Source organism: Sphingopyxis sp., from assembly GCF_035686825.1.
In the GTDB taxonomy this organism is placed as follows: domain Bacteria; phylum Pseudomonadota; class Alphaproteobacteria; order Sphingomonadales; family Sphingomonadaceae; genus Sphingopyxis.
On the sequence record NZ_DASRYZ010000006.1, the window covers coordinates 509,978 to 530,422 of the forward strand.

Below are 20,445 nucleotides of genomic sequence, written 5' to 3' on the forward strand. Positions count from 1 at the left end.
ATGGCATGGCCCATTATTTCGAAATCAAGAAGAACAAGGCCGGCGAATTTGTCGCCTATTTCAAATATAATAGCGAGCCGATCTTCTGGACCGAAGGCTATAGCAGCAAGGCCTCCGCGCAAAATGCCATCGACTCGATCCTGAAGAACGGTCCCGGAGCCGAAGTTCGCGAGGCCGAGTGATCTCTAGGATTTAGCGCGCGGGCGCCCTGCGCGCCCGCGCGACCTCGAGCGCCGCATCGCTGGCGAGTTGGTCGGCGAGTTCATTGTCGCCGTGGCCCGCGTGGCCCTTGACCCAGATCCATTCGACCTTGTGCCGCGCATTTTCGCTGACCAGCCGTTGCCACAGGTCGGCATTGGCGACGGGCTTTTTGGCTGCCGTTTTCCAGCCGTTCTTCTGCCAGCCGAAGACCCATTTGGTGATGCCGTCGCGGACGTAGACGCTGTCGGTCGACAACTCGACATTGCAACTGCGCTTGAGCGCGGCGAGCGCCTCGATCGCGGCCATCAGCTCCATGCGGTTATTCGTCGTATCGGGCTCGCCTCCCGACAAGGTCTTTACGACGTCGCCCCAGCGCAGCACGGCGCCCCAGCCGCCGGGGCCGGGATTGCCTTTGCACGCGCCGTCGGTGGCGACGATCACGGTCTTGCCGGTACTCGTCGTCATGCGAGCGCGAACAGGTCAGCGGCGTCGGCGGCGCGATAGCGTTGCAGGCGGGCGAGGAAGGGCGAGGGATCCTTGCGCGTGACGAGCGCGTCGGCGGGCGTATGCACCCAGTCATGCGCGCGGGTCAGCAGAAAGCGAAGCGACGCGCCGCGTGCGAGCAGGGGCAGGGCGGCGATTTCTGCGTCCGTCAACGCGATTTCACGAGCATAGCCGCGCATTAATGCGCGCCCGCGCGCCGGATCGCACGCTCTGCCGTCGGCCGAAAAGGCCCAGGACGCGTGGGTGATGACAAGATCATAGGCGCGAAAATCGCTCGCGGCGAAATAGAAGTCGATCAGCCCGGTGACGCGGTCGCCGAGCATCAGCACATTGTCGGGGAAGAGGTCGGCATGGATCACATGCGCCGGCAAATCGGTCGGCCAGTGCCTGTCGAGATGTTCCAGCTCGTCATCGACAATCGCCTGCAGCCCGGGGAGCACGACGTCGAGATTTCCCGCTCCCTCGGACACCGCGCGCCAATGGCGGTGGCCCATGCTGTTTTCGCGTGCCCCGGCATAGGCTTCGAGCGCGCGATGCATCGCGCCGAGCGCCGCGCCGGCGGCTTCACACTGGCCGGGCGTGGGCTGGGTCAGCGAGATACCCTGAAGAAACTGGATGACGCAGGCGGACCTTCCCGAAACCTGCTGGATGGCGACGCCGTCACGATCGCGGATCATCGCCGGAACCGGGCAACCGCGGCTGGCGAGATGATCGAGCAGATCGACAAAGAACGGTAAGTCGCCTTCGCTGACGCGCTTTTCGTAGAGCGTCAGGATGAAGCGCCCGCCGGTCGTTTCGAGGAGGAAATTGCTGTTCTCGACGCCCTCGGCAATGCCCTTGCACGATACGACGGTGCCGATGTCGTAACGCGCCACAAGCGCCGCAAGGTCGTCGGGCTCGACGTGGGTATAGACGGCCATCGCAGGGTCAAAACCCGCGCATGACGCGATCGAGGCGTCGAAATGGCGAAGATATCGGCTTTGCGTGACCGCCGAAGATGATGGTTTCATCTTCAAGGGCGCGCGGAGACGAGATCGAGGCCATTTCGGCGTCCCGAAGGGATTTGACCGATTTTGTCCATGGCTGCGTCAGTGAGCCTTGGAATATATTCATATGCCTACGTCTCACTTCCTTGCCCTGAACAAAATCGCTTCAAACCTCGACCGCGTCATGCGCGGGTTTTGACCCTATGCGGCTTCGAGCCCGCGCGGCAGCTTGAAGGTCATATTTTCTTCGGCGGTGACGACGATGTCTTCGATGATCGGCCGAACCGCCGCCACCGCGTCGATCACCTCGCGAACGAGCGTTTCCGGCGCGCTGGCACCGGCGGTGATGCCCAACGTCGCAATATCGTCCAGCCAGTCCGGATCGATGTCGCTGCCGCGCTGGACAAGATGCGCCGGAGTACCGAGCCGCTCGGCAACCTCGACAAGGCGCAGGCTGTTCGAACTGTTGGGCGCGCCGATCACGATCACGCGGTCGCACTGGCTGGCGATCGCCTTTACCGCGTCCTGACGGTTCGAGGTGGCATAGCAGATATCCTCACCGCGCGGCCCGCTTATCGCGGGAAATTTGTGCTGAAGCGCCGCTATGATGTCGCGCGTGTCGTCGACCGACAGCGTGGTCTGCGTCAGATAGGACAGCATTGCGGGGTCGGCGGGCGCGAGCGCGGCGACATCGTCAACCGATTCCACCAGCGTCATCGCGCCGTCGGGAAGCTGGCCCAGCGTGCCGACGACTTCGGGATGGCCCGCGTGTCCGACAAAGACGATATGCCGTCCCGCCTCGTGCGCGCGTTCGGCTTGGCGGTGCACCTTCGATACCAGGGGGCAGGTCGCGTCGATATAGTCGAGTCCGCGCAATTCGGCCTTGGCCGGAACCGCCTTTGGCACGCCATGCGCGCTGAACACGACCGGAACACCATCGGGGACCTGGTCGAGCGATTCGACGAAGATCGCCCCCTGAGCCTTCAGCGAGTCAACGACATAGCGGTTGTGCACGATCTCGTGCCGGACATAGACCGGCGCGCCATATTTCTGCAGCGCGAGTTCGACGATGCGGATCGCGCGATCGACACCCGCGCAAAAGCCGCGCGGCGCGGCGATCAAAACCTTGAGTTCCGCCGCTTCATGGCCGGGCGCGGGTGTCGTCGGGTGGGGTGCGTTCATGATGCGCGCGCTCTAGCGCAGCAAGTCCCATGGGGTAAAGCCGCTTCGTCCCGTCGATTGGTCGTTCTCTTTGTTGCGCCGCGTTCATCGCACCGATAAGAAGCGGCGCGCATGAAGCGGGATCAACTGTCCCGACGCCTGCCAAAGCGCCTGTTTGGAAAGCCCGATTATCATGATGTCCATTTCGTTCCCGTCGCGTAAGTTTCTGACAGTGCTGTGCGGCACGGCAGCCATGGCGACGGCGGCGGGTTGTGCGAAGGACAATGAAATCGCCATTGCGGGCGGCGTCGGCATCACCGCGACGCGCAGCGCCTGTCCGGCGGTCGCCGTGCCGTTGCATACGGGCGATATCACGCTGTTCGACCCCGCGACGAGCCGCGACGCGCGTGCGATCGACGTCGTCGCGGCGATCACCAATGTGACGCCGCAGTGCAATGAAACGGGTGAGAAGGTCTATCAGCTCGCGAGCTTCGATGTCGTCGCGACGCGGCGCGAGGCCGGACCGGCGCGCACCGTGACGCTGCCCTATTACGCTACGGTGCTGCAGGGCGGAACCGCGGTGGTCGCAAAGCGGCTCGGCAATGTCGCCGTGACCTTTGCCGAGGGACAGGTTCGCGGCACCGGTCGCGGTCAGGCGTCGGCCTATGTTGACCGCGCCGCCGCCACGCTTCCCGCCGATATTCAGGAACGCATCACCCGCAAGCGCAAGCCTGGGGATCAGGACGCGGCGATCGATCCGCTGAGCCTTCCCGAAGTGCGCGCTGCGGTGCAGCGCGCGAGTTTCGAACTGCTCGTCGGCTTTCAGCTGACGCAGGACCAGCTCGAATATAACGTCCGACGATAATATCGCGGCGGCGCCGTGGCGCCGTTCGCCGCTTCACGCCCTGCGCACCGCCCGGTGACGCAGGGCTTTTCGCGTGCGCCAAGCTGGGTTAGGGCGCGCGCAACAGTTTCTTCTATCCAAGATAGGCCAGTCCCGTGACCCTGTTCAGCCGTTTTTCCGATCATATCAGCGCCGCGCTCGACGCGCTTGCCGCCCAAAGTGCCCTGCCCGGTGGCCTCGATCGCGGTGCGATCAGCGTTGAGCCGCCGCGCGATCCCGCGCATGGCGATGTTGCCACCAATGCCGCCATGGTTCTCGCGAAGCCTGCGGGAATGAACCCGCGCGCGCTCGCCGACCTCCTCGTCGCCGAACTCGGCAAGCTTGACGAGGTGACCGAGGCGAGCGTCGCCGGTCCCGGCTTCATCAACTTGCGCCTCGCCGACGACAGTTGGCGCGACGAGCTGGCGCTGATCTTCAGCGAAGGCCGCGACTACGGGCGGTCGGCGATGGGGCAGGGCCGGCGCGTCAACGTCGAATATGTTTCGGCGAACCCGACCGGCCCGATGCACGTCGGCCACTGCCGTGGCGCCGTGGTCGGCGACGCGCTCGCCGCGCTGCTCGAATATGCGGGGCACGAAGTGATCCGCGAATATTATGTCAACGACGCCGGCGCGCAGGTCGACGTGCTCGCGCGTTCGGTTCACATGCGCTACCGCGAGGCGCTCGGCGAAGACGTCGGTGCGATCCCCGAGGGACTTTACCCCGGCGATTATCTGAAACCGGTCGCGGGCAAGTTGGCTGCCGAATATGGCGACCGCTTCGTCGATGCGCCCGAAAGCGCGTGGCTCGGCCTGTTCCGCGCCGAGGCGGTCAGCGCGATGATGGACATGATCCGGGCCGACCTCGCCAAGCTCGGCATCCATCACGACCTTTTCTCCTCGGAGGCCGAACTGCAGGCCGAGGGGAAACCCGCCGCCGCCGAAAAATGGCTGCGCGATCACGATCTCGTCTACGACGGATTGCTCGAAGCGCCGAAGGGCGAAACCCCCGAGGATTGGGAGCCGGTCGAACTGCCGCTGTTCCGTTCCACGCGGTTCGGCGACGATCAGGATCGTCCGATCAAGAAGTCGGACGGCAGCTGGACCTATTTCGGCGCCGATCTCGCCTATCATTACCAGAAGAGCCGGAATGCCGACGAGTTGATCGACATCTGGGGCGCCGACCACGCGGGCACGGTCAAGCGGATCAAGGCCGCTGTCGCCGCCCTGACGGACGGCAAGACCCGTTTTGACGTCAAGCTGGTGCAGATGGTCCGCCTGCTCAAGAATGGCGAGCCGTTCAAGATGTCGAAACGCGCGGGCAATTTCGTGACGCTCGCCGATGTCGTCGACGAAGTCGGCAAGGATGCCGTGCGTTTCACGATGCTGACGCGCAAGGCCGACGCGCAGATGGACTTCGACTTCGCCAAGGTGGTCGAGGCGTCGCGCGACAATCCCGTCTGGTATCTGCAATATGCCAACGCCCGGATATCGCGCCTGCGCAAGAAGGCGGCCGATGCCGGGATCGACCTGCCATCGCCGGCTCCGGCACGGCTTGGCGCGCATGAACTGGGGCTGATCAAACTGCTCGCGCAGTTCCCGCGTACCGTCGAGGCGGCGGCGTCGGCGCGCGAGCCGCACCGGATCGCTTTCTATCTGGCCGACGTCGCCGCGGCGTTCCACGCCTGGTATAATCTGGGCAACGACGACCCGTCGGCGCGGATCGTGCTCGACAATGACCCCGAACTGACCGCGACGCGCCTTTATTTGGCCGACGGAATCGGGCAGGTTATCCGTAACGGGCTCTTCCTGATGGGGGTCGAGGCGCTCGAGGAGATGAATTGATGGTCGAGGGCAAGGATGCGGGACAGGGCGACACGGGGCTGGGTCTCGACGATGAAGACCGGCTCCCCTGGCTCGAAGCGGCCGACGGGTTCGAGGAAGACGGCGAGGTTTCGCCCGTGCGCCTGCTCGTCATGGTCCTCGGCGGGCTGCTCCTGATCGGGGCGGTGCTCGGCGGCCTGTGGTGGGTCCAGAATGGCGGCGCGCGCGGCAAGGGCGAACTGATCGCCGCGCAGCAGGGCGATTACAAGGTGGCGCCCGAGACCGACGGCGCGCGGACTTTCGAGGGCGAGGGCGATGTCGCCTTCTCCGCCAGCGAGGGTGCCGAGCCCGCGGGGAAGGTCGATCCGGCGCGGATGCCCGAAGAACCGGCGGTGACGCTGGCAGAGCGTCAGGCGGCCGCCAAGAAGGCGTCCCCGGCCCCGGCCAAGGCCGCTCTCCAGGAAAAGGCGAAGCCGGTCGCGCCGGTCAAGACCGCAGAGACCAAGGCGGCGCCGCCGGCGCCGGGCTCGGCGATGATCCAGATCGGCGCCTTCAGCAGCGAGGGCGCCGCAGCCAAGGCATGGACCAACCTGTCGAAGCGCTTCGCCTATCTGGCCGAACTCAATAGATCGATTTTGCCCGCCAAGGTCGGCGACGGCACCGTCTATCGCTTGCGCGTGTCGGCAGGAACGGCGGCCAATGCATCGAATTTGTGCGGAAAATTGCGCGTTGCCGGTGAAAATTGCGTCGTCGTCCGCTGATTCGGCCCGTTTGGCCGCAGACTCCGTTGGTGCGATCTCGTCCCTATGGCATGTTCCCTTCCTGGTCGCTGCCTGAGGGGGCGGCGGCCGATGGAGGTTGATTGACGATGATACCCGCTATTTTTGGCCTGTCGGGCCCCACCCTCACCGACGATGAGCGCGCCTTTTTCCGCGACTGCGATCCCGCTGGTTACATCCTGTTCGGACGCAACATCGAAAATCGCGAGCAGTTGCGACGCCTGACCGACGAGCTTCGGACACTCGATGGCCGCGCCAATCTGCCGATCCTGATCGACCAGGAGGGCGGGCGCGTCGCGCGCATGAAATCGCCCGAATGGCCGCTTTTTCCGAGCGGCGCGGCGTTCGATGCCTTGTATGACCGCGCCCCTGCCAGCGCGATCGAGGCGGCGCGGCTCAACGCGATGGCGCTCGCCGTTATGCTTTCAGAGGTGGGCATCACCGTCGACTGCCTGCCGCTGCTCGACGTTCGCCAGCCGGGAGCCAGCGACGTCATTGGCGATCGCGCGCTCGGCAGCGAGCCGATGCGCGTGGCCGCGCTCGGCCGCGCGATCCTCGGCGGGTTGCAGGCGGGCGGTGTCGTCGGCATCGTCAAGCATATTCCCGGCCACGGCCGCGCCCTGCTCGACACCCACGAAGCGCTGCCCACCGTGACCGCGTCGGATCGCGATCTACAGACCGATCTCGCGCCGTTCGCGGCGCTGCGCGACGCGGCGATGGCGATGACCTGCCATGTCATTTTCGAAGCCTGGGACGCCGACCGGCCCGCGACCCTGTCGCCGGTCGTCATCGACAATGTCATTCGTCAGCGCATCGGGTTCCACGGTCTGTTGATGACCGACGACCTCGACATGAAAGCGCTGTCGGGTGACGTGCCGTCGCGCGCCGCCGACGCGATCGCCGCCGGCTGCGACATCGCGCTCAATTGCTGGGCGAGAATGGACGACATGATCGGGATCGCGAATGCGCTCGACCCGATCAGCACGGTCTCGCTCGCGCGGCTCGAAGGCGCGATGGACCGGATTTCGGGCGACAGCGACGGCCGCGAGTTCGGGACGCTGGTCGATCAGCGCGACGCGCTGCTGGCGACGGTCTGATCGCCGATGGAGGCGTTGCCGCTCGATTTCGAGATCGTGCCGGCAGCGCCCGAGCGCGACGATGCGTTGCAACTGTCGCTCGAAAGCTGGGAGGGGCCGCTCGATCTGCTGCTCACGCTCGCGCGCAGCCAGAAGGTTGACCTCAAGCAGATTTCGATTCTTGCGCTGGTCGAGCAATATCTGACCTTCATCGCCGAGGCGCGCGAGTTGAAGCTGGAAGTCGCGGCCGATTATCTGGTGATGGCGGCGTGGCTCGCCTACCTCAAATCGGCGCTGCTGCTGCCCAAAGACCCGCTCGAGGATCCGTCGCCCGACGAGCTGGCGCTGCGGCTGCAACTGCGCCTGCAGCGGCTCGCGGCGATGCGCGACGCGGCCGCGCGGCTGCTCGCGCGCGACCGGATCGGCCGCGACGTCTTCCTGCGCGCAAAGCCGGAGGGACTTCGCGACATCAAGGTGCGGCGGTGGGACGCGAGCCTCTATGACCTGCTTGCCGCCTATGGGCAGGTCAAGCTGCGCTCCGAACCCGTCGTGCATATGGTATCGCGTCGCCCGGTGATCACGCTCGACGCCGCGCTGCACCATCTGCAGCGGATGCTGGGGGTCAAGCTCGACTGGGCCGAACTCGCCGATTTCCTACCGCCCGACTATGACGGTCCGCTGCGCCGGTCGGCCATCGCGTCGAGTTTCGTCGCCGCGCTCGAACTGGCGCGGCAGGGGCGCGTCGAGCTGAAACAGGAAGGCGCCTTCGAACCACTTTATCTGAAAGCCGCAGGGGCATGATCGACGATCTTGAACGCGCGATAGAGGCGATGCTTTTCGCCAGCGACGAACCGCTCGATGCACGGCAAGTCGCCGGGCGCCTCGGCGACGAAATGACGCCCGGACAGGTGAAGGCGATCATCGAAACCATCGCGCAGCGCCATGCGGGCAGCGGGATCGAGCTCGTCGAGCGCGGCGGACATTGGCATTTTCAGACGCCGGCCGACCTTGCGCATCTTTTGCGCCGCGAACGCGATGACCCGCGCAAATTGTCGCGCGCCGCCGCCGAGGTGCTGGCGATCATCGCCTATCACGAACCCGTCAGTCGCGCCGAAATCGAGGCGATCCGGGGCGTTCAGACCTCGAAGGGAACGCTCGATGTGCTGATGGAGGCGGAATGGGTCATGCCAGCCGGGCGCCGCGAAGTTCCCGGGCGGCCCCTGATTTACAAGACGACCGACGCTTTCCTGCAACATTTCGGCCTCACCAGCCGCAAGGACCTGCCGGGAATCGAGGATTTGCGTGCGGCGGGACTGCTCGACCCGGTCGATCTCGCTTTCGAGGAAGCGATGGGCGAACTGGACCTAGTAAAAGACGGCGAAGAGGCTTAGATGAGCCCTTCAAGGAGAATTTGAGATGGGTAGCTTCAGCATCTGGCACTGGCTCGTGGTCGGGATTCTCGTCCTGCTGCTGTTCGGCAAGGGCCGCTTTTCCGACATGATGGGCGATGTCGCGAAGGGCATCAAAAGCTTCAAGAAGGGCATGTCGGAAGACGATACGCCGACCCCCGCGCCGAAGCAGATCGAGGGCCAGCGCGCGCCCGACGCCACCCCGGTTCCGACCCCGACGACCGAGCACGACAAGCTCTGATCGCAGTCCGCTTGCGGGGGAAGTTTTAGGTCATGTTCGATGTTGCGCCCACCGAGTTGCTGCTCGTCGTGGTGGTGGCCCTGGTCGTTATCGGCCCCAAGGACCTTCCCAAGGCGATGCGCTTCGTCGGCAAATGGATGGGGAAGGCGCGCGGGATGGCGCGCCATTTTCGCGCCGGGCTCGACACGATGATGCGCGAGGCCGAACTCGAGGAACTCGAGAAGCAGTGGCGCGAGCAGAATGACGCGATCATGCGCGAGTTTCCGCGCATCGACGATGTCAACGCATCGCCAACGCCTGCTGCGGCGCCGGCCACTGAGGCCAAGCCCGCAACAGGGACCGAAGCCGATACGGACGGGGCAGCCGCCACCAATCCTCCTGAAACGCACGCGGTACCGCCCAAGGACGGCCCGTTGCCATGACCGAGGAAACGGCGGCCACTGCCGGGGACGAGGATGGCGGCGGCGGCAAGATGCCGCTGCTCGATCACCTGATCGAACTGCGCTCGCGCCTTTTGAAATCGCTTCTGGCGATCGGTCTCGCCTTCGGGGTGTGCCTTTATTATGCGAAGCCGATCTTCGGTATTCTCGTCCAGCCGCTCGTGCGCGCGGGGCAGGGCAAGCTGATCTATACGCAGCTGTTCGAGGCCTTTTTCGTCGAGATCAAGGTCGCCCTGTTCGCGGCGATGATGATCGCCTTTCCGGTGATCGCGAACCAGCTGTGGAAATTCGTCGCGCCGGGCCTTTACCGCAAGGAAAAGCGCGCGTTGCTGCCTTTCCTGCTCGCGACGCCGGTGCTGTTCGCGATCGGTGCGAGCTTCGCCTATTTCATCACCATTCCGATCGCGCTTAAATTCCTCCTCGGATATCAGGGCGACATCGGCGGAATCACGCAGGAAGCGCTGCCGTCGGTCGGCAATTATCTGAGCTTCACGATGCAGTTCATCATGGCGTTCGGCATCGCCTTCTTGCTGCCGATCCTGTTGATGCTGATCGAACGGTCGGGGCTGGTGACGCGCGAGCAGCTGGTGTCGGCGCGCCGCTATATGATCGTGGCTGCCTTCGCGATCGCCGCGGTGTTCACGCCGCCCGACATTCTCAGCCAACTGCTCCTCGCCGTGCCGCTCGTGTTTCTGTACGAAATGTCGCTCTTTGCGATCTGGTTTACCCAGCGCCGACGCAAAACAGGCGCCGAAGAGGCGCCTGTCGAGCCTCTCGAAGAGGCTTAGGGTAAGCGGGCAAAGTCCGATTAATCGATCGCGTCGCTACCAGCCTGGCCAACGGACTCGATGTCGCGGCCGGCGCCCTTTACGGTGTTGCAGCCCGTCACCAGGACGCTTGCCAATAGGGCGAGTATGATTGCGCGGAAGCTCGTCATATATTCTTACCTCTCAGGATGTGGTGCAAAATGGCCCGGCACGCTTCGAGGGGGGGAGGGAATGCGGGCCGGGCCAATGTTGCTGAGCAGCGCTGCGGGGGGGCGATGACCGCTGCTCGAATGGGAAACGACCGATACGGGCGATAAGTTCCCAAAAAAAATCGCGGGCATGAAATTTTTTTCGCCGCTTTTGAATCGCTTGGATTTCAGCGGCTTGGCTTCAAAGCGTGGTGAGTCCGCTGAGCACGGCGAGGCCGAGAAAGGCCAGGAAACCCATGGAATCGGTGGTCATCGTGACGAATATCGAGCTTGCGACCGCGGGGTCCTGATCGAGCCGGTCGAGCAGCAAGGGGATCGCGACCCCCGCGACGCCGGCGACGAAGATGTTCACGATCATCGCCGCGGCGATCACGCCGCCGAGCATCGGATTGCCGAACCAGAGCGCCGTCGCGGTGCCGGCGATCAGCGCGATCGTGCCGCCGTTGAGCAGCGCGATCTTCATTTCGCGCCAGATCGCGCGCCAGCTGTTCGAATCGGTGAGCTGGTTCATCGCCAGCGCGCGCACCGTCACCGCCAGCGTCTGCGTCCCGGCGTTGCCGCCGACCCCCGCGACGATCGGCATCAGCGCCGCGAGCGCGACCATATGTTCGATCGCGCCGCCGAATATTCCGACGATCGTCGATGCGACGAGTGCGGTGCCCAGATTGGCGATCAACCAGCGCACACGCGCGCTATAAGTCTCGCGGATCGGCTCGTTGATGTCGCCGTCGCCGGCGCCCGACAGGCGCAAAATATCCTCGCCCGCCTCTTCCTGGATGATATGCACGATGTCGTCGACCGTGATCATGCCGACGAGGCGACCCGCCTTGTCAACGACCGCGGCCGAGATCAGCGCATATTTCTGGAAGCGTAGCGCGACCTCTTCCTGATCCATATCGACCGGGATCAGCGTCTGTTCGCGCTTCATCACATCGCCGATCGCGATGTCGCGCGGGGTGCGCAATATCCAGCTCAGCTGGCAGGTGCCGACCGGGCGGTGCATCGGATCGACGACGAAGATCTCCCAGAAATCGCTGGCAAGCTCGGTATCTTCGCGAAGGCGGTCGATGACGTCGCCGACAGTCACATGCTCGGGCACCGCGACCAGGTCGCGCTGCATCAGGCGTCCAGCGGATTCCTCGGGGAAGGAAAGGGCGTCCTCGATCGCGGCGCGATCCTCGGGCTCCATCGCCTGGAGGACGGCCTGTTGCTCGTCCTCCTCCATATCCTCGATGATCGCGACGGCGTCGTCGGTGTCGAGCTCGGAGGCGAGTTCGGCCACTTGCTCAGGCGCGAGAAGATCGATCAGTTCTTCGCGAACATAATCGTTCATTTCCGCGAGCACGTCGGCGGAAAGCATGTCGCCGAGCACCGCGGCGAGCATCGGACGTTCGTCGGTACGCGCGAGTTCGAACAGATCGGCGATGTCGGCGGGATGGAGGCGGCCGACGCGTTCACGCGCGGCCTCTCCCTCGCCGGCCTCGGCAAGTTCGATCACGTCGCGGACGAATTCGGGTTTCAGCCGATCATCCTCGTCAAGTTCGGTTTCGGGTTCGCGGCCGACGGCTTCGCGGTCGTCGGCGATCACCGCGTCGTCGGGCGGCAGGGAATCTTCGCGTTTGTCCATCGCGCGGTCCTCCCTGGTCTTGCGGCGTCCGATTTTCCCCTAGAGCCGCCATTCGCCGATGGCAACGCCGGGACAAGCCTTTTCGGCATTTAGAGCGTGGCCTTGGGAACCGCGTCCGGCTATGGCACCGCCAAACCCGACCATAGGAGTAACAATATGTCCGAAACCCTCACGCTTTCGCTGTCGACCGGCGACGTCGTCATTCGCCTGCGTCACGACCTCGCCCCGCAGCATGTCGAGCGCATCACCAGCCTTGCGAAGGAAGGCTTTTACGACGGCGTCGTGTTCCACCGCGTGATCCCCGGCTTCATGGCGCAGGGCGGCGATCCGACGGGCACCGGCATGGGCGGCAGCCAGCTTCCCGACCTGCCGCAGGAATTCAGCAGCGAACCGCACATCCGCGGGGTCTGTTCGATGGCGCGCGCGCAGAACCCGAACAGCGCGAACAGCCAGTTCTTCATCTGCTTCGACGACGCGCGCTTCCTCGACAATCAATACACCGTCTGGGGCGAAGTCACCGAAGGCATGGAAAATGTCGACGCGCTGCCCAAGGGCGAGCCGCCGCGCGAGCCCGGCAAGATCGTCAAGGCAACCGTCAGCTGATCTTTGAAAATCCCCGCTTCGGCGGGGATTTTTTATTCGCCGATAAAGCCGTTGAGTCGCTCGCAGGCCGCGACCCAGTCTTCCTTGAACGCCTGCACGACCTGTCCGGCGCCCATCGCCTCGTTCATCAGGCCGACGCCCTGGCCGACCCAATAGGTCGCGAGCGCCTTCGCCCCTTCGTGACCGCCTTCCGAGAGCTTGTCGACCTTGCGGAGCGCGGGTTCGCTGACCAGCGACTGGAGTGGCATCGGCAAGGGCTTGGGCGCGCCCTCGGCCTCCCACGCGTCGGTCCATGGCGAACGGAGCTGGCGCGACGGTTTGCCGGTGCGGCTTTTCGAGCGCACGGTGTCGCGCGCCGAGGCGGCAAGCATCTTTTCCTTCACGACCGGGTTGGTTTCGGCTTCGGCCGTCGTCAGCCATACCGATCCGCACCAGGCGCCATGCGCGCCCATCGCCATCGCCGCCGCCATCTGGCGCCCGGTGACGATGCCGCCCGCGGCGAGGATCGGCGTGCTCGCACCGATCGCCTCGACCGCTGCGGCAACCTCGGGCACGAGCACCATCGTGGCGACCTCGCCGCAATGGCCGCCCGCTTCGCCGCCCGCGACGACGAGGATGTCGACGCCCGCGCGAACCTGCGCCAGGGCGTGATCGCGCGTCCCGACGAGCGCGGCGACGGGGACATTGTGGCGCTTGCCGAGCTCGAGCATCAGCGGCGGCGGAACGCCGAGCGCGTTGGCGATCAGCCTGATCGGATGGCGGAAGGCGACTTCAAGCAGCTTCGCCGCGCCGTCTTCATGCATATTGTCGCCAAAGCTTTGGCGCGTTTCCATTGCGGCTTCGAGCCCCGCGGCGTCGACGTCGAACTTGCCGAGCAGATCGGCGGCGAACTGCAGGTGCGTTTCAGGCACTTTCGCAGCGCCCGGCAAGGGCGCGTCGCCTTTGCCCGCGAAGCTGTTGGGGACGATCAGGTCGACGCCATAGGGACGCCCGCCGATATGCTCGTCGATCCACGCCAGTTCCTCTTCGAGCCGCTCGGGCGGCAGCGCGGCGGCGCCGAAGACGCCCATGCCGCCCGCTTTCGACACCGCGACGATCACGTCGCGGCAGTGCGAGAAGGCGAGGAGGGGGAATTCGATGCCGAGCATCGCGCAGATGGGGGATTGCATGGGGCCTCTCCGAAGTTGGCAAAGTTGCCGCGTGGCGTGCATGTCAGCGCCAGTTGACGTAAACGTCAAGTTGATTTGCTGGGCAGGCGGATTATCGCGGGGGACATGACCCAGTTCACGCTCCCCGATTTCGACCTCGATGCCTTTGTTCGCGCCACTTTGGCCGAGGACCTGGGCGCGGGGGGCGACATCACTTCGATGGCGACGATTCCCGCCGATGCGCGCTTCGGCGGCGTGATGGACAGCCGCGATGCGATCATCGTCGCGGGGCTGCCGATCGCCGAGCGATTCTTTCGCGCGCTCGATCCCGGCATGGAGATCGCGATATTGGTCGAAGAGGGCGCCGAAGTTGCCGGGGGCAGCGACCTGATGCGGCTGTCGGGCAATGCGCGCGCGATGCTGACCGCCGAGCGGTCGGCGCTCAACACCGTGCAGCACCTGTCAGGCATCGCGACGATGACGCGCCAGTATGTCGATGCGCTCGCGGGAACCGGCGCGACCTTGCTCGATACGCGCAAGACGATTCCGGGTCTGCGCGTGCTCGAGAAATATGCGACGCGGATGGGCGGCGCGAAGAATCATCGCATGGGCCTGTGGGACGCGGCGATGATCAAGGACAATCATGTCGCGGTCGCGGGATCGGTCGAGGAAGCGGTTCGGCGCGCGGTCGCGGCGGGAATCGCCGACATCATCGTCGAGGTCGATCGCGTGGCGCAGGTCGAGCCCGCGCTGAACGCGGGGGCGACGCACCTGCTGCTCGACAATATGGGGCTCGACGAACTCCGCCAGTCGGTCGCGCTTGCCGGCGGCAAGGTGCCGACCGAGGCGTCGGGCGGGGTGCGGCTCGACACGATCGGCGACATCGGCGCGACGGGGGTGACCTATGTGTCGGTCGGGCGGCTGACGCAGTCGGCGCCGGCGGCGGACATCGGGCTCGACTTTGCGCTGGCTTAGCGCCGCCGCGCTGGCGCTGATGCCGGTCGCGGCGCAGGCGCAGGCGCTGTCCTGCGCGCTGCCCGACCGCATTCCCGTCCCGCGGCTCGAACAGCCCAAACGCGGCGAGCCGGTGCGCAAGCCCAAGATTACCGGCTATCTGCTGGCCATGAGCTGGTCGCCGCAGCATTGCGCCGATGTGCGCAATCCGAAGAGCGCGCGTGATGCTTTCCAATGTTCGGGTGAGAACGGGCGCTTCGGCTGGGTGCTGCACGGGCTGTGGCCCGAGACCGATGGGCCCGGCTATCCGCAATGGTGCCGCCCGGCGAAGATCGTGCCGAAGCCGGTGCTGAGGAAGCATCTGTGCATGACGCCGTCGGCGCAGCTGCTCCAGCATGAATGGGCGAAGCACGGGACGTGCATGAGCCCGCATCCCGCGGCCTATTTCCGCGCGGCGGAGATATTGTTCCGCGCGGTGCGCTTTCCCGACATGAAGGCGCTGGCCGCGAAGCCGCAGACCGCGGGCAGCGTCCGCCGCGCCTTTGCCGCCGCCAATCGCGGGGTGACGGCGCCCATGGTCGCGGTTTCGGTCGACCGGCAGGGCTGGCTCGACGAAGTGCGCCTGTGCCTGGGGCCGCGGATGAAGCCCGCGCGGTGCAAGCCGTTTCAGGCGGGCGCGAAGGACGGGCGCCGCGTGCGCGTGCGACCGATGGCTGGAAGTTAAGGCGCGAGCGGAAAGCGTCCCGCCATGGGACGACCGCGCGTTAACACTCTTTTAACCTTACCGATCCGTTAACACCGCCCTAGTTTCGGGTCATGGACTCGGACGATCATATCGACATTCGCGCGCGAGTGCGGGCACATGGCGCTCGGCAACTGGCGATCGCGCGGCTCACCGCGCCGGCGGACTGGCAGGGCGAACTGCGCGCCGCACTGGCGGCGCACCGCGAGCCGGTGACGATCTGGTCGAACAATGATTTCCGGCTGTTTCTGCAGAGTTTCGCGATTTTCTTTACCGCGACGATGATGTTTTTGATTTGAGGGCGGGTTTCGGCCGGAAGTTGCCTCTCTTTCATCGTCACCCCGGACTTGATCCGGGGTCCACAGCTACCGTCGCCCTAATGGATCCCGGATCAAGTCCGGGATGACGAAAAAGGTAAGCGACAACTCACCACCCCAAAACCGCCCTTCAGCCGGGCCAATCTGGCGACAGCTGCTGGCCAGTCCCGAACCGGACTAAACCGGCGCGACTTCCCACAGGATCAGCTTGGTCGCGTGGACATTCTCGCGCGCCTTCGCGCCTTCGAGCCGCGTCAGCTTCGCATCGCCCTTGAGCGCGCTCATTTCGAACATCGCATCGACTACCGCCACTTCGCCGGCGCCGACCTCGATCTCCATGACGCCGGCGTTCGCCATGATGCCCTTCGCCATCGCGGCGTGCAGCCGGTGCGTGCCGGGCGCCACGTCGGCCATCAGCATCTGGCCCGACTTGATCTGGCCCTTCGCATGATCGTCGAGCGTGACGTTCATCCCTTGCAGCGCGGCGACGAAGCCGCGGCGGGTGATATAGATGCGCGCCTTTCCTTCGGGCGCGCGCATCGTCCGCGCATCGGCGAGCGCGGCCGTGTCGGCCTTTTTCCCCGACTTGTTGCTCGACAGCGACCAGACGACCAGCGCCACGATCGCGACCAGGGTCACGATCGAAAAGATCATCATCGTGCCGGGCGAAAGCGACTCGGCGAGCGCGGGCCCCATCAGCGCGCCGAAAATCGCCGCGGCAATAATGACGGTGACCCAGAATGCGTTCTTGCTCATATCGCCCTCCTGCTCAGGCGGGAGAGAAATCTCCCGTCGCGTCGTCCATCAGGTGCAGCACCCCGTCGGCGATCGCGAAAAACGCGCCGCGCAGCTTCAGCGTCCCGCGCCGCTCCTTTTCCTGAATGCAGGGAAAAGTTCTGAGGTTGTCAATGCTTACGCGCACCGCCGCCATTTCCATCGCGCGGCCCGCCTCGCGATTGTCGATGTCGGCATGTTCGGAGCGCACCGTCTCGGCCGCCTCGTCGAGCACCGCGATCCAGTCGGCGATAAAGCCGCCGCGTCCGGGCTCGGCGCCCGCCATAGACCTGTGGAGCGCCGCGTGACACCCGCCGCAAAGGCCGTGGCCCATCACGACGATTTCCTCGACCTTCAGGAACTGCACGGCGAATTCGAGCGCCGCCGAAACGCCGTGGCGTCCGGGCGTCGTCTCGAACGGCGGCACCAGCGCCGCGACGTTGCGCACCACGAAGATTTCGCCGGGGTTGGTGTCGAAAATCTGCGAGGGCTCGGACCGGCTGTCCGAACAGGCGATCACCATCACCTTGGGCGATTGCCCCACTGCAAGCTGTTCCCAGCGTTCGCGTTGCTCCGCCCAACCGCCGTTACGGAAACGCCGGTAGCCCTCGATCATATCTGCAAAGTGAGTCATGGACGCGCCTTAGCATAGGTAGAGAGGTTGAGAAGAGGCGCGTGCACGACTATGTGGACGCCATGAACGCTCCCGCATCGCCCACCACCACTCCCAGTCAGCGCCAGCGCAAGCCCGACTGGATCCGCGTCAAGGCACCGACCAGCCCCGGCTATGCCGAAACGCGCAAGCTGATGCGCGAGCTCAACCTGCATACGGTGTGCGAGGAAGCGGCGTGCCCGAACATCGGCGAATGCTGGACGAAAAAGCATGCGACGGTGATGATCCTCGGCGATACCTGCACGCGCGCCTGCGCCTTTTGCAACGTCAAGACGGGCATGCCGCGCCCGGTCGACCTGCTCGAGCCCGAACATACCGCGATCGCGGCGGCGAAGATGGGGCTCAGCCATATCGTCATCACCTCGGTCGACCGCGACGACCTGCCTGACGGCGGCGCGAGCCAGTTCGTCAAGGTGATCGAGGCGCTGCGCCGCGAAACGCCGCAGACGACCATCGAAATCCTCACCCCTGATTTCCGCAACAAGCCCGAAAGCGCGGTCGCGGCGATCGTCGACGCGCGTCCCGACGTTTACAACCACAATCTCGAAACCGTGCCGCGGCTCTATCCGACGATCCGCCCCGGCGCGCGCTATTATGCGTCGCTGCGCCTGCTCGAAAGCGTCAAGCGCCGCGATCCGTCGATCTTCACCAAGTCGGGCGTCATGCTCGGGCTCGGCGAGGAGCGGATGGAGGTCCATCAGGTGATGGACGACATGCGCAGCGCCGACATCGATTTCATGACGATGGGCCAATATCTCCAGCCGACGCCGAAACATGCGAAGGTCGCCGAATTCGTGACGCCCAAGGCGTTCGACGCCTACGCCCAGATCGCGCGCGCGAAAGGCTTCCTGCAGGTCGCTTCGTCGCCTTTGACCCGCTCGAGCTATCACGCCGGCGACGATTTCGAGCGGATGCGCGTCGCGCGCGAGGCGCAACTGGCGCGCGCCAGGGCGGACTGATTGCCCCGTCACCACGAAACGCGCGAGTTGCCCTACAGCGACGAGCAGATGTTCGCGCTCGTCACCGATATTGCGCGCTATCCCGAATTCCTGCCGTGGGTCGTCGCGCTGCGCATCCGCGACGACAGCGAGCATGAAACCGTCGCCGACATGATCGTCGGCTTCAAGGGGCTGCGCGAAAGCTTCTCGTGCCGCGTCCACAAGCAGCGGCCGCACGAGGTGATCGTCAGCTATATCGACGGCCCGATGAAGCACCTCAGCAACGAATGGCATTTCCATGCCCTCGACGGCGGCGGCTGCCGCGTCGATTTCATGGTCGATTTCTCGTTCCGCAGCCGCATGTTCGAGGCGCTCGCCGGACAGATGTTCGACAAGGCGCTGCGCAAGATGATCGCGGCGTTCGAAACGCGCGCCGGCGACCTTTACGGGGCGGGGAGGGCGATATCCTCCGACGGCCGCAGCGAATCCTTGCCCGGCTGAAGCAGTTCGAGCGCGAACAAAGTCGCATGGTGGCGGATCGCGCGGCGGTCGGTCGATTCGAACTGGACGCGCTGGGTGAAATAATCGTCGGGATCCTGCCCGCGCAGAGCGCGCGCGAAGACGACCTGTCCGACGGGCTTCTTCTCCGACCCGCCGCCCGGCCCGGCGATCCCGGTGATCGCGACCGCGACGTCGGCGTCGCTGTTCGCGAGCACCCCCGCCGCCATCGCCCACGCCGTCGCGAGCGACACTTCGCCGAAGGTTTCGATGATCTCGCTGCTGACGTCGAGCTGGGTCTGTTTGGCGTGCCCCGAATAGGTGATGAAGCCAGCGGAAAACACGTCCGAACTGCCCGCAATGTCGGTCAGCGCGGCGCTGACCATGCCGCCGGTGCAGCTTTCGGCGACGGCGATCCGGCGGCCCGCGGCGCGATTGTCCGCGAGCACGGCGGTGGCAAGATCGTCGCGCGCGGCAAGGCGCGTTTCTTCGACAGACTGCAAGATCAATTCTCCGGAAGTTGTAGGGTCGCGACGGCCTGCGCAGCGATCCCCTCGCGGCGGCCAGTGAAGCCCAGCCGCTCGGTCGTTGTCGCCTTCACACTAACCCGTTCGACTGGAAGCGCAAGGATTTCGGCAATGCGCGCGCGGATCGCGGCGCGATGCGGCCCGATCTTCGGCGCTTCGGCGATGATCGTCAGGTCGATATGGTCGATGCGCCCGCCGCGCGTGCTCACCCGTTCGCCGGCGAAGGCGAGGAAGCGGTGCGATGCGGCGCCGCGCCATTGCGGATCGCTCGGCGGAAAATGGTCGCCGATGTCGCCGTCGGCGAGGCCGCCAAGGATCGCGTCGGTGATCGCATGAAGCGCGACGTCGGCATCGCTATGGCCTTCAAGTCCATGACTATGCGCGATTTCTATCCCGCCGATCCAAAGCGGCTTGCCGGTGACGAGGCGGTGGACGTCATAGCCCATGCCGACCGCGGTTCGCATCATGGCGTTCGTCCCCAAAAGCCCCGAAAGGATCGCCATATCCTCGGCATATGTCAGTTTGTGGAGCCGGGCATCGCCCGGCACTGCCACCACGACGATGCCGAGCCGGCGGACGAGCTGCGCATCGTCGGTCGCGGCCGCCTCGACCGCTTCGGCATGCGCGCGCCGCAATGTCCCCAGACGAAAGCCTTGCGGCGTTTGCACCCGCGCCAGCACGCTGCGATCGACCACGTCGCCGGCTTCGTCATGCGCCTGTTCGACGAGCGTGTCGGGGACGGGCAGGGTCGGGATTGTCGCGTCGGCGGTTCGCAGCGCAGCCAGCAGGCGATCGACGACTTCGCCGCTCACGCCCGGGCGCGCGGCGTCATGAACCAGCACCAGCGTCGCGTCATCGCGGTCGGCGAGCGCCGCGAGCGCATTGGCCACCGATTGCTGGCGTTCCGCGCCGGGATCGGCGGAAATCCAGCCATCCGGTAAGGGGCCGATCGCCGCCATGATGTCGTCATTCGCCACCAGCACGCCGCCCGCGATCGCCGGATGGGCGGCAAATGTGTCGAGGCTCCAGCGGAGGACCGGCTTGCCGCCCAGTCGTTCGAGCTGCTTCGGCTGGGCGAAACCGGCGCGCTTCCCCGTACCGCCGGCGAGCAGGATCACCGCGACAGGCGGGGCAGGAGGAAGGGCGGACTCGGTCATCGCCCGCG

General features: G+C 65.4%; 26 protein-coding genes. 16 read left to right on the plus strand and 10 right to left on the minus strand.

Annotated elements, in window-relative coordinates:
* Positions 1-5: 5 nt before the first annotated feature.
* On the plus strand, positions 6-182 hold the full coding sequence (locus VFG17_RS15955; protein WP_081933099.1) for a YegP family protein: 177 nt from the start codon (positions 6-8) through the stop codon (positions 180-182).
* A 10-nt stretch (positions 183-192) separates the two neighbouring features.
* On the opposite strand, the gene rnhA is transcribed toward VFG17_RS15955, so the two are convergent.
* The 3 genes from rnhA to ispH all read right to left on the minus strand — a co-directional run bounded on the left by rnhA (position 193) and on the right by ispH (position 2,873).
* Positions 193-666, minus strand: coding sequence for a ribonuclease HI (gene rnhA, locus VFG17_RS15960; protein ID WP_325030344.1), 474 nt, complete (start codon positions 664-666; stop codon positions 193-195).
* Entirely contained in the window at positions 663-1,625 is a 963-nt protein-coding gene (thrB, locus tag VFG17_RS15965; protein WP_325030345.1) for a homoserine kinase, read from the minus strand. The genes rnhA and thrB overlap by 4 nt, the downstream gene beginning before the upstream one ends.
* A 267-nt stretch (positions 1,626-1,892) precedes the next feature.
* Positions 1,893-2,873, minus strand: a complete 981-nt coding sequence (ispH, locus tag VFG17_RS15970; RefSeq protein ID WP_325030346.1) for a 4-hydroxy-3-methylbut-2-enyl diphosphate reductase — start codon at positions 2,871-2,873, stop codon at positions 1,893-1,895.
* 172 nt (positions 2,874-3,045) lie between these two features.
* Here ispH and VFG17_RS15975 point away from each other — a divergent pair, with 172 nt between their 5' ends.
* From VFG17_RS15975 to tatC, 9 genes are all read left to right on the plus strand, one after another.
* Positions 3,046-3,717, plus strand: coding sequence for a hypothetical protein (locus VFG17_RS15975; protein ID WP_325030347.1), 672 nt, complete (start codon positions 3,046-3,048; stop codon positions 3,715-3,717).
* 134 nt (positions 3,718-3,851) lie between these two features.
* A complete protein-coding gene (gene argS, locus VFG17_RS15980) occupies positions 3,852-5,579 on the plus strand; it encodes an arginine--tRNA ligase (RefSeq protein WP_325030348.1) in 1,728 nt (575 codons plus the stop codon).
* On the plus strand, positions 5,579-6,319 hold the full coding sequence (locus VFG17_RS15985; RefSeq protein ID WP_325030349.1) for an SPOR domain-containing protein: 741 nt from the start codon (positions 5,579-5,581) through the stop codon (positions 6,317-6,319). The genes argS and VFG17_RS15985 overlap by 1 nt, the downstream gene beginning before the upstream one ends.
* 107 nt (positions 6,320-6,426) lie before the next feature.
* Complete coding sequence (gene nagZ / locus VFG17_RS15990) at positions 6,427-7,434, plus strand: beta-N-acetylhexosaminidase (RefSeq protein WP_325030350.1); 1,008 nt, start codon at positions 6,427-6,429, stop codon at positions 7,432-7,434.
* A 6-nt stretch (positions 7,435-7,440) separates the two neighbouring features.
* Positions 7,441-8,214: a ScpA family protein gene (locus VFG17_RS15995; protein WP_325030351.1), complete on the plus strand. Its 774-nt coding sequence runs from the start codon at positions 7,441-7,443 to the stop codon at positions 8,212-8,214.
* Positions 8,211-8,804: an SMC-Scp complex subunit ScpB gene (gene scpB, locus VFG17_RS16000; RefSeq protein ID WP_325030352.1), complete on the plus strand. Its 594-nt coding sequence runs from the start codon at positions 8,211-8,213 to the stop codon at positions 8,802-8,804. Before VFG17_RS15995 ends, scpB begins: the two co-directional genes overlap by 4 nt.
* A 25-nt stretch (positions 8,805-8,829) precedes the next feature.
* Entirely contained in the window at positions 8,830-9,063 is a 234-nt protein-coding gene (locus tag VFG17_RS16005; RefSeq protein WP_325030353.1) for a twin-arginine translocase TatA/TatE family subunit, read from the plus strand.
* Between the two features lie 32 nt (positions 9,064-9,095).
* Positions 9,096-9,485, plus strand: a complete 390-nt coding sequence (gene tatB, locus VFG17_RS16010; RefSeq protein WP_325030354.1) for a Sec-independent protein translocase protein TatB — start codon at positions 9,096-9,098, stop codon at positions 9,483-9,485.
* Complete coding sequence (tatC, locus tag VFG17_RS16015) at positions 9,482-10,291, plus strand: twin-arginine translocase subunit TatC (RefSeq protein ID WP_325030355.1); 810 nt, start codon at positions 9,482-9,484, stop codon at positions 10,289-10,291. The genes tatB and tatC overlap by 4 nt, the downstream gene beginning before the upstream one ends.
* A gap of 20 nt (positions 10,292-10,311) precedes the next feature.
* Here tatC and VFG17_RS16020 read toward each other — a convergent pair whose 3' ends face one another.
* Positions 10,312-10,440 carry an entericidin A/B family lipoprotein gene (locus VFG17_RS16020; RefSeq protein ID WP_325030356.1) on the minus strand — a complete coding sequence of 43 codons (129 nt, stop codon included), beginning with the start codon at positions 10,438-10,440 and terminating at the stop codon, positions 10,312-10,314.
* Between the two features lie 220 nt (positions 10,441-10,660).
* Positions 10,661-12,106, minus strand: a complete 1,446-nt coding sequence (mgtE, locus tag VFG17_RS16025; RefSeq protein ID WP_325030357.1) for a magnesium transporter — start codon at positions 12,104-12,106, stop codon at positions 10,661-10,663.
* A 156-nt stretch (positions 12,107-12,262) separates the two neighbouring features.
* On the opposite strand from mgtE, the gene VFG17_RS16030 reads away from it, so the two are divergent.
* Entirely contained in the window at positions 12,263-12,709 is a 447-nt protein-coding gene (locus VFG17_RS16030; protein WP_325030358.1) for a peptidylprolyl isomerase, read from the plus strand.
* A gap of 32 nt (positions 12,710-12,741) precedes the next feature.
* On the opposite strand, the gene VFG17_RS16035 is transcribed toward VFG17_RS16030, so the two are convergent.
* On the minus strand, positions 12,742-13,878 hold the full coding sequence (locus VFG17_RS16035) for a nitronate monooxygenase (RefSeq protein WP_325030359.1): 1,137 nt from the start codon (positions 13,876-13,878) through the stop codon (positions 12,742-12,744).
* 105 nt (positions 13,879-13,983) lie between these two features.
* Here VFG17_RS16035 and nadC point away from each other — a divergent pair, with 105 nt between their 5' ends.
* From nadC to VFG17_RS16050, 3 genes are all read left to right on the plus strand, one after another.
* Positions 13,984-14,832 carry a carboxylating nicotinate-nucleotide diphosphorylase gene (nadC, locus tag VFG17_RS16040; RefSeq protein ID WP_325030360.1) on the plus strand — a complete coding sequence of 283 codons (849 nt, stop codon included), beginning with the start codon at positions 13,984-13,986 and terminating at the stop codon, positions 14,830-14,832.
* Positions 14,819-15,535: a ribonuclease T2 family protein gene (locus VFG17_RS16045; protein ID WP_325030361.1), complete on the plus strand. Its 717-nt coding sequence runs from the start codon at positions 14,819-14,821 to the stop codon at positions 15,533-15,535. The genes nadC and VFG17_RS16045 overlap by 14 nt, the downstream gene beginning before the upstream one ends.
* A 92-nt stretch (positions 15,536-15,627) precedes the next feature.
* Positions 15,628-15,852, plus strand: coding sequence for a hypothetical protein (locus VFG17_RS16050; protein ID WP_325030362.1), 225 nt, complete (start codon positions 15,628-15,630; stop codon positions 15,850-15,852).
* A gap of 195 nt (positions 15,853-16,047) precedes the next feature.
* Here VFG17_RS16050 and VFG17_RS16055 read toward each other — a convergent pair whose 3' ends face one another.
* Together VFG17_RS16055 and VFG17_RS16060 are read right to left on the minus strand one after the other, a co-directional pair.
* Positions 16,048-16,626, minus strand: coding sequence for a hypothetical protein (locus tag VFG17_RS16055; RefSeq protein WP_325030363.1), 579 nt, complete (start codon positions 16,624-16,626; stop codon positions 16,048-16,050).
* A gap of 13 nt (positions 16,627-16,639) precedes the next feature.
* On the minus strand, positions 16,640-17,278 hold the full coding sequence (locus VFG17_RS16060; protein ID WP_325030364.1) for a carbonic anhydrase: 639 nt from the start codon (positions 17,276-17,278) through the stop codon (positions 16,640-16,642).
* A 62-nt stretch (positions 17,279-17,340) separates the two neighbouring features.
* Between VFG17_RS16060 and lipA the strand changes: the two genes are divergently transcribed.
* Both lipA and VFG17_RS16070 read left to right on the plus strand, forming a co-directional pair.
* Positions 17,341-18,276, plus strand: coding sequence for a lipoyl synthase (lipA, locus tag VFG17_RS16065; RefSeq protein ID WP_325030742.1), 936 nt, complete (start codon positions 17,341-17,343; stop codon positions 18,274-18,276).
* Positions 18,277-18,756: a type II toxin-antitoxin system RatA family toxin gene (locus VFG17_RS16070; protein WP_325030365.1), complete on the plus strand. Its 480-nt coding sequence runs from the start codon at positions 18,277-18,279 to the stop codon at positions 18,754-18,756.
* Here the strand turns inward: VFG17_RS16070 and VFG17_RS16075 are convergent.
* Positions 18,699-19,256 (minus strand): CinA family protein, encoded by a 558-nt coding sequence (locus tag VFG17_RS16075; protein WP_325030366.1) that lies wholly within the window; start codon positions 19,254-19,256, stop codon positions 18,699-18,701. The two genes, VFG17_RS16070 and VFG17_RS16075, sit on opposite strands and share 58 nt — an antisense overlap.
* Positions 19,257-19,258: 2 nt before the next feature.
* Positions 19,259-20,437 (minus strand): bifunctional 2-C-methyl-D-erythritol 4-phosphate cytidylyltransferase/2-C-methyl-D-erythritol 2,4-cyclodiphosphate synthase, encoded by a 1,179-nt coding sequence (locus VFG17_RS16080; RefSeq protein ID WP_325030367.1) that lies wholly within the window; start codon positions 20,435-20,437, stop codon positions 19,259-19,261.
* Positions 20,438-20,445 lie beyond the last annotated feature (8 nt).

What these genes read in the sequence shown, in the direction of transcription:
- tatC (WP_325030355.1), top strand. Translation starts at nt 9,482, where the DNA reads ATGACCGAGGAAACGGCGGCCACTGCCGGGGACGAGGATGGCGGCGGC.
- VFG17_RS16020 (WP_325030356.1), bottom strand. Translation starts at nt 10,440, where the DNA reads ATGACGAGCTTCCGCGCAATCATACTCGCCCTATTGGCAAGCGTCCTG.
- nagZ (WP_325030350.1), top strand. Translation starts at nt 6,427, where the DNA reads ATGATACCCGCTATTTTTGGCCTGTCGGGCCCCACCCTCACCGACGAT.
- VFG17_RS15955 (WP_081933099.1), top strand. Translation starts at nt 6, where the DNA reads ATGGCCCATTATTTCGAAATCAAGAAGAACAAGGCCGGCGAATTTGTC.
- VFG17_RS16055 (WP_325030363.1), bottom strand. Translation starts at nt 16,626, where the DNA reads ATGAGCAAGAACGCATTCTGGGTCACCGTCATTATTGCCGCGGCGATT.
- VFG17_RS16060 (WP_325030364.1), bottom strand. Translation starts at nt 17,278, where the DNA reads ATGACTCACTTTGCAGATATGATCGAGGGCTACCGGCGTTTCCGTAAC.
- nadC (WP_325030360.1), top strand. Translation starts at nt 13,984, where the DNA reads ATGACCCAGTTCACGCTCCCCGATTTCGACCTCGATGCCTTTGTTCGC.
- rnhA (WP_325030344.1), bottom strand. Translation starts at nt 666, where the DNA reads ATGACGACGAGTACCGGCAAGACCGTGATCGTCGCCACCGACGGCGCG.
- VFG17_RS15975 (WP_325030347.1), top strand. Translation starts at nt 3,046, where the DNA reads ATGATGTCCATTTCGTTCCCGTCGCGTAAGTTTCTGACAGTGCTGTGC.
- scpB (WP_325030352.1), top strand. Translation starts at nt 8,211, where the DNA reads ATGATCGACGATCTTGAACGCGCGATAGAGGCGATGCTTTTCGCCAGC.
- VFG17_RS16050 (WP_325030362.1), top strand. Translation starts at nt 15,628, where the DNA reads ATGGACTCGGACGATCATATCGACATTCGCGCGCGAGTGCGGGCACAT.
- VFG17_RS16080 (WP_325030367.1), bottom strand. Translation starts at nt 20,437, where the DNA reads ATGACCGAGTCCGCCCTTCCTCCTGCCCCGCCTGTCGCGGTGATCCTG.
- ispH (WP_325030346.1), bottom strand. Translation starts at nt 2,873, where the DNA reads ATGAACGCACCCCACCCGACGACACCCGCGCCCGGCCATGAAGCGGCG.
- VFG17_RS16030 (WP_325030358.1), top strand. Translation starts at nt 12,263, where the DNA reads ATGTCCGAAACCCTCACGCTTTCGCTGTCGACCGGCGACGTCGTCATT.
- VFG17_RS15985 (WP_325030349.1), top strand. Translation starts at nt 5,579, where the DNA reads ATGGTCGAGGGCAAGGATGCGGGACAGGGCGACACGGGGCTGGGTCTC.
- thrB (WP_325030345.1), bottom strand. Translation starts at nt 1,625, where the DNA reads ATGGCCGTCTATACCCACGTCGAGCCCGACGACCTTGCGGCGCTTGTG.
- VFG17_RS15995 (WP_325030351.1), top strand. Translation starts at nt 7,441, where the DNA reads ATGGAGGCGTTGCCGCTCGATTTCGAGATCGTGCCGGCAGCGCCCGAG.
- VFG17_RS16035 (WP_325030359.1), bottom strand. Translation starts at nt 13,878, where the DNA reads ATGCAATCCCCCATCTGCGCGATGCTCGGCATCGAATTCCCCCTCCTC.
- tatB (WP_325030354.1), top strand. Translation starts at nt 9,096, where the DNA reads ATGTTCGATGTTGCGCCCACCGAGTTGCTGCTCGTCGTGGTGGTGGCC.
- mgtE (WP_325030357.1), bottom strand. Translation starts at nt 12,106, where the DNA reads ATGGACAAACGCGAAGATTCCCTGCCGCCCGACGACGCGGTGATCGCC.
- VFG17_RS16005 (WP_325030353.1), top strand. Translation starts at nt 8,830, where the DNA reads ATGGGTAGCTTCAGCATCTGGCACTGGCTCGTGGTCGGGATTCTCGTC.
- lipA (WP_325030742.1), top strand. Translation starts at nt 17,341, where the DNA reads ATGAACGCTCCCGCATCGCCCACCACCACTCCCAGTCAGCGCCAGCGC.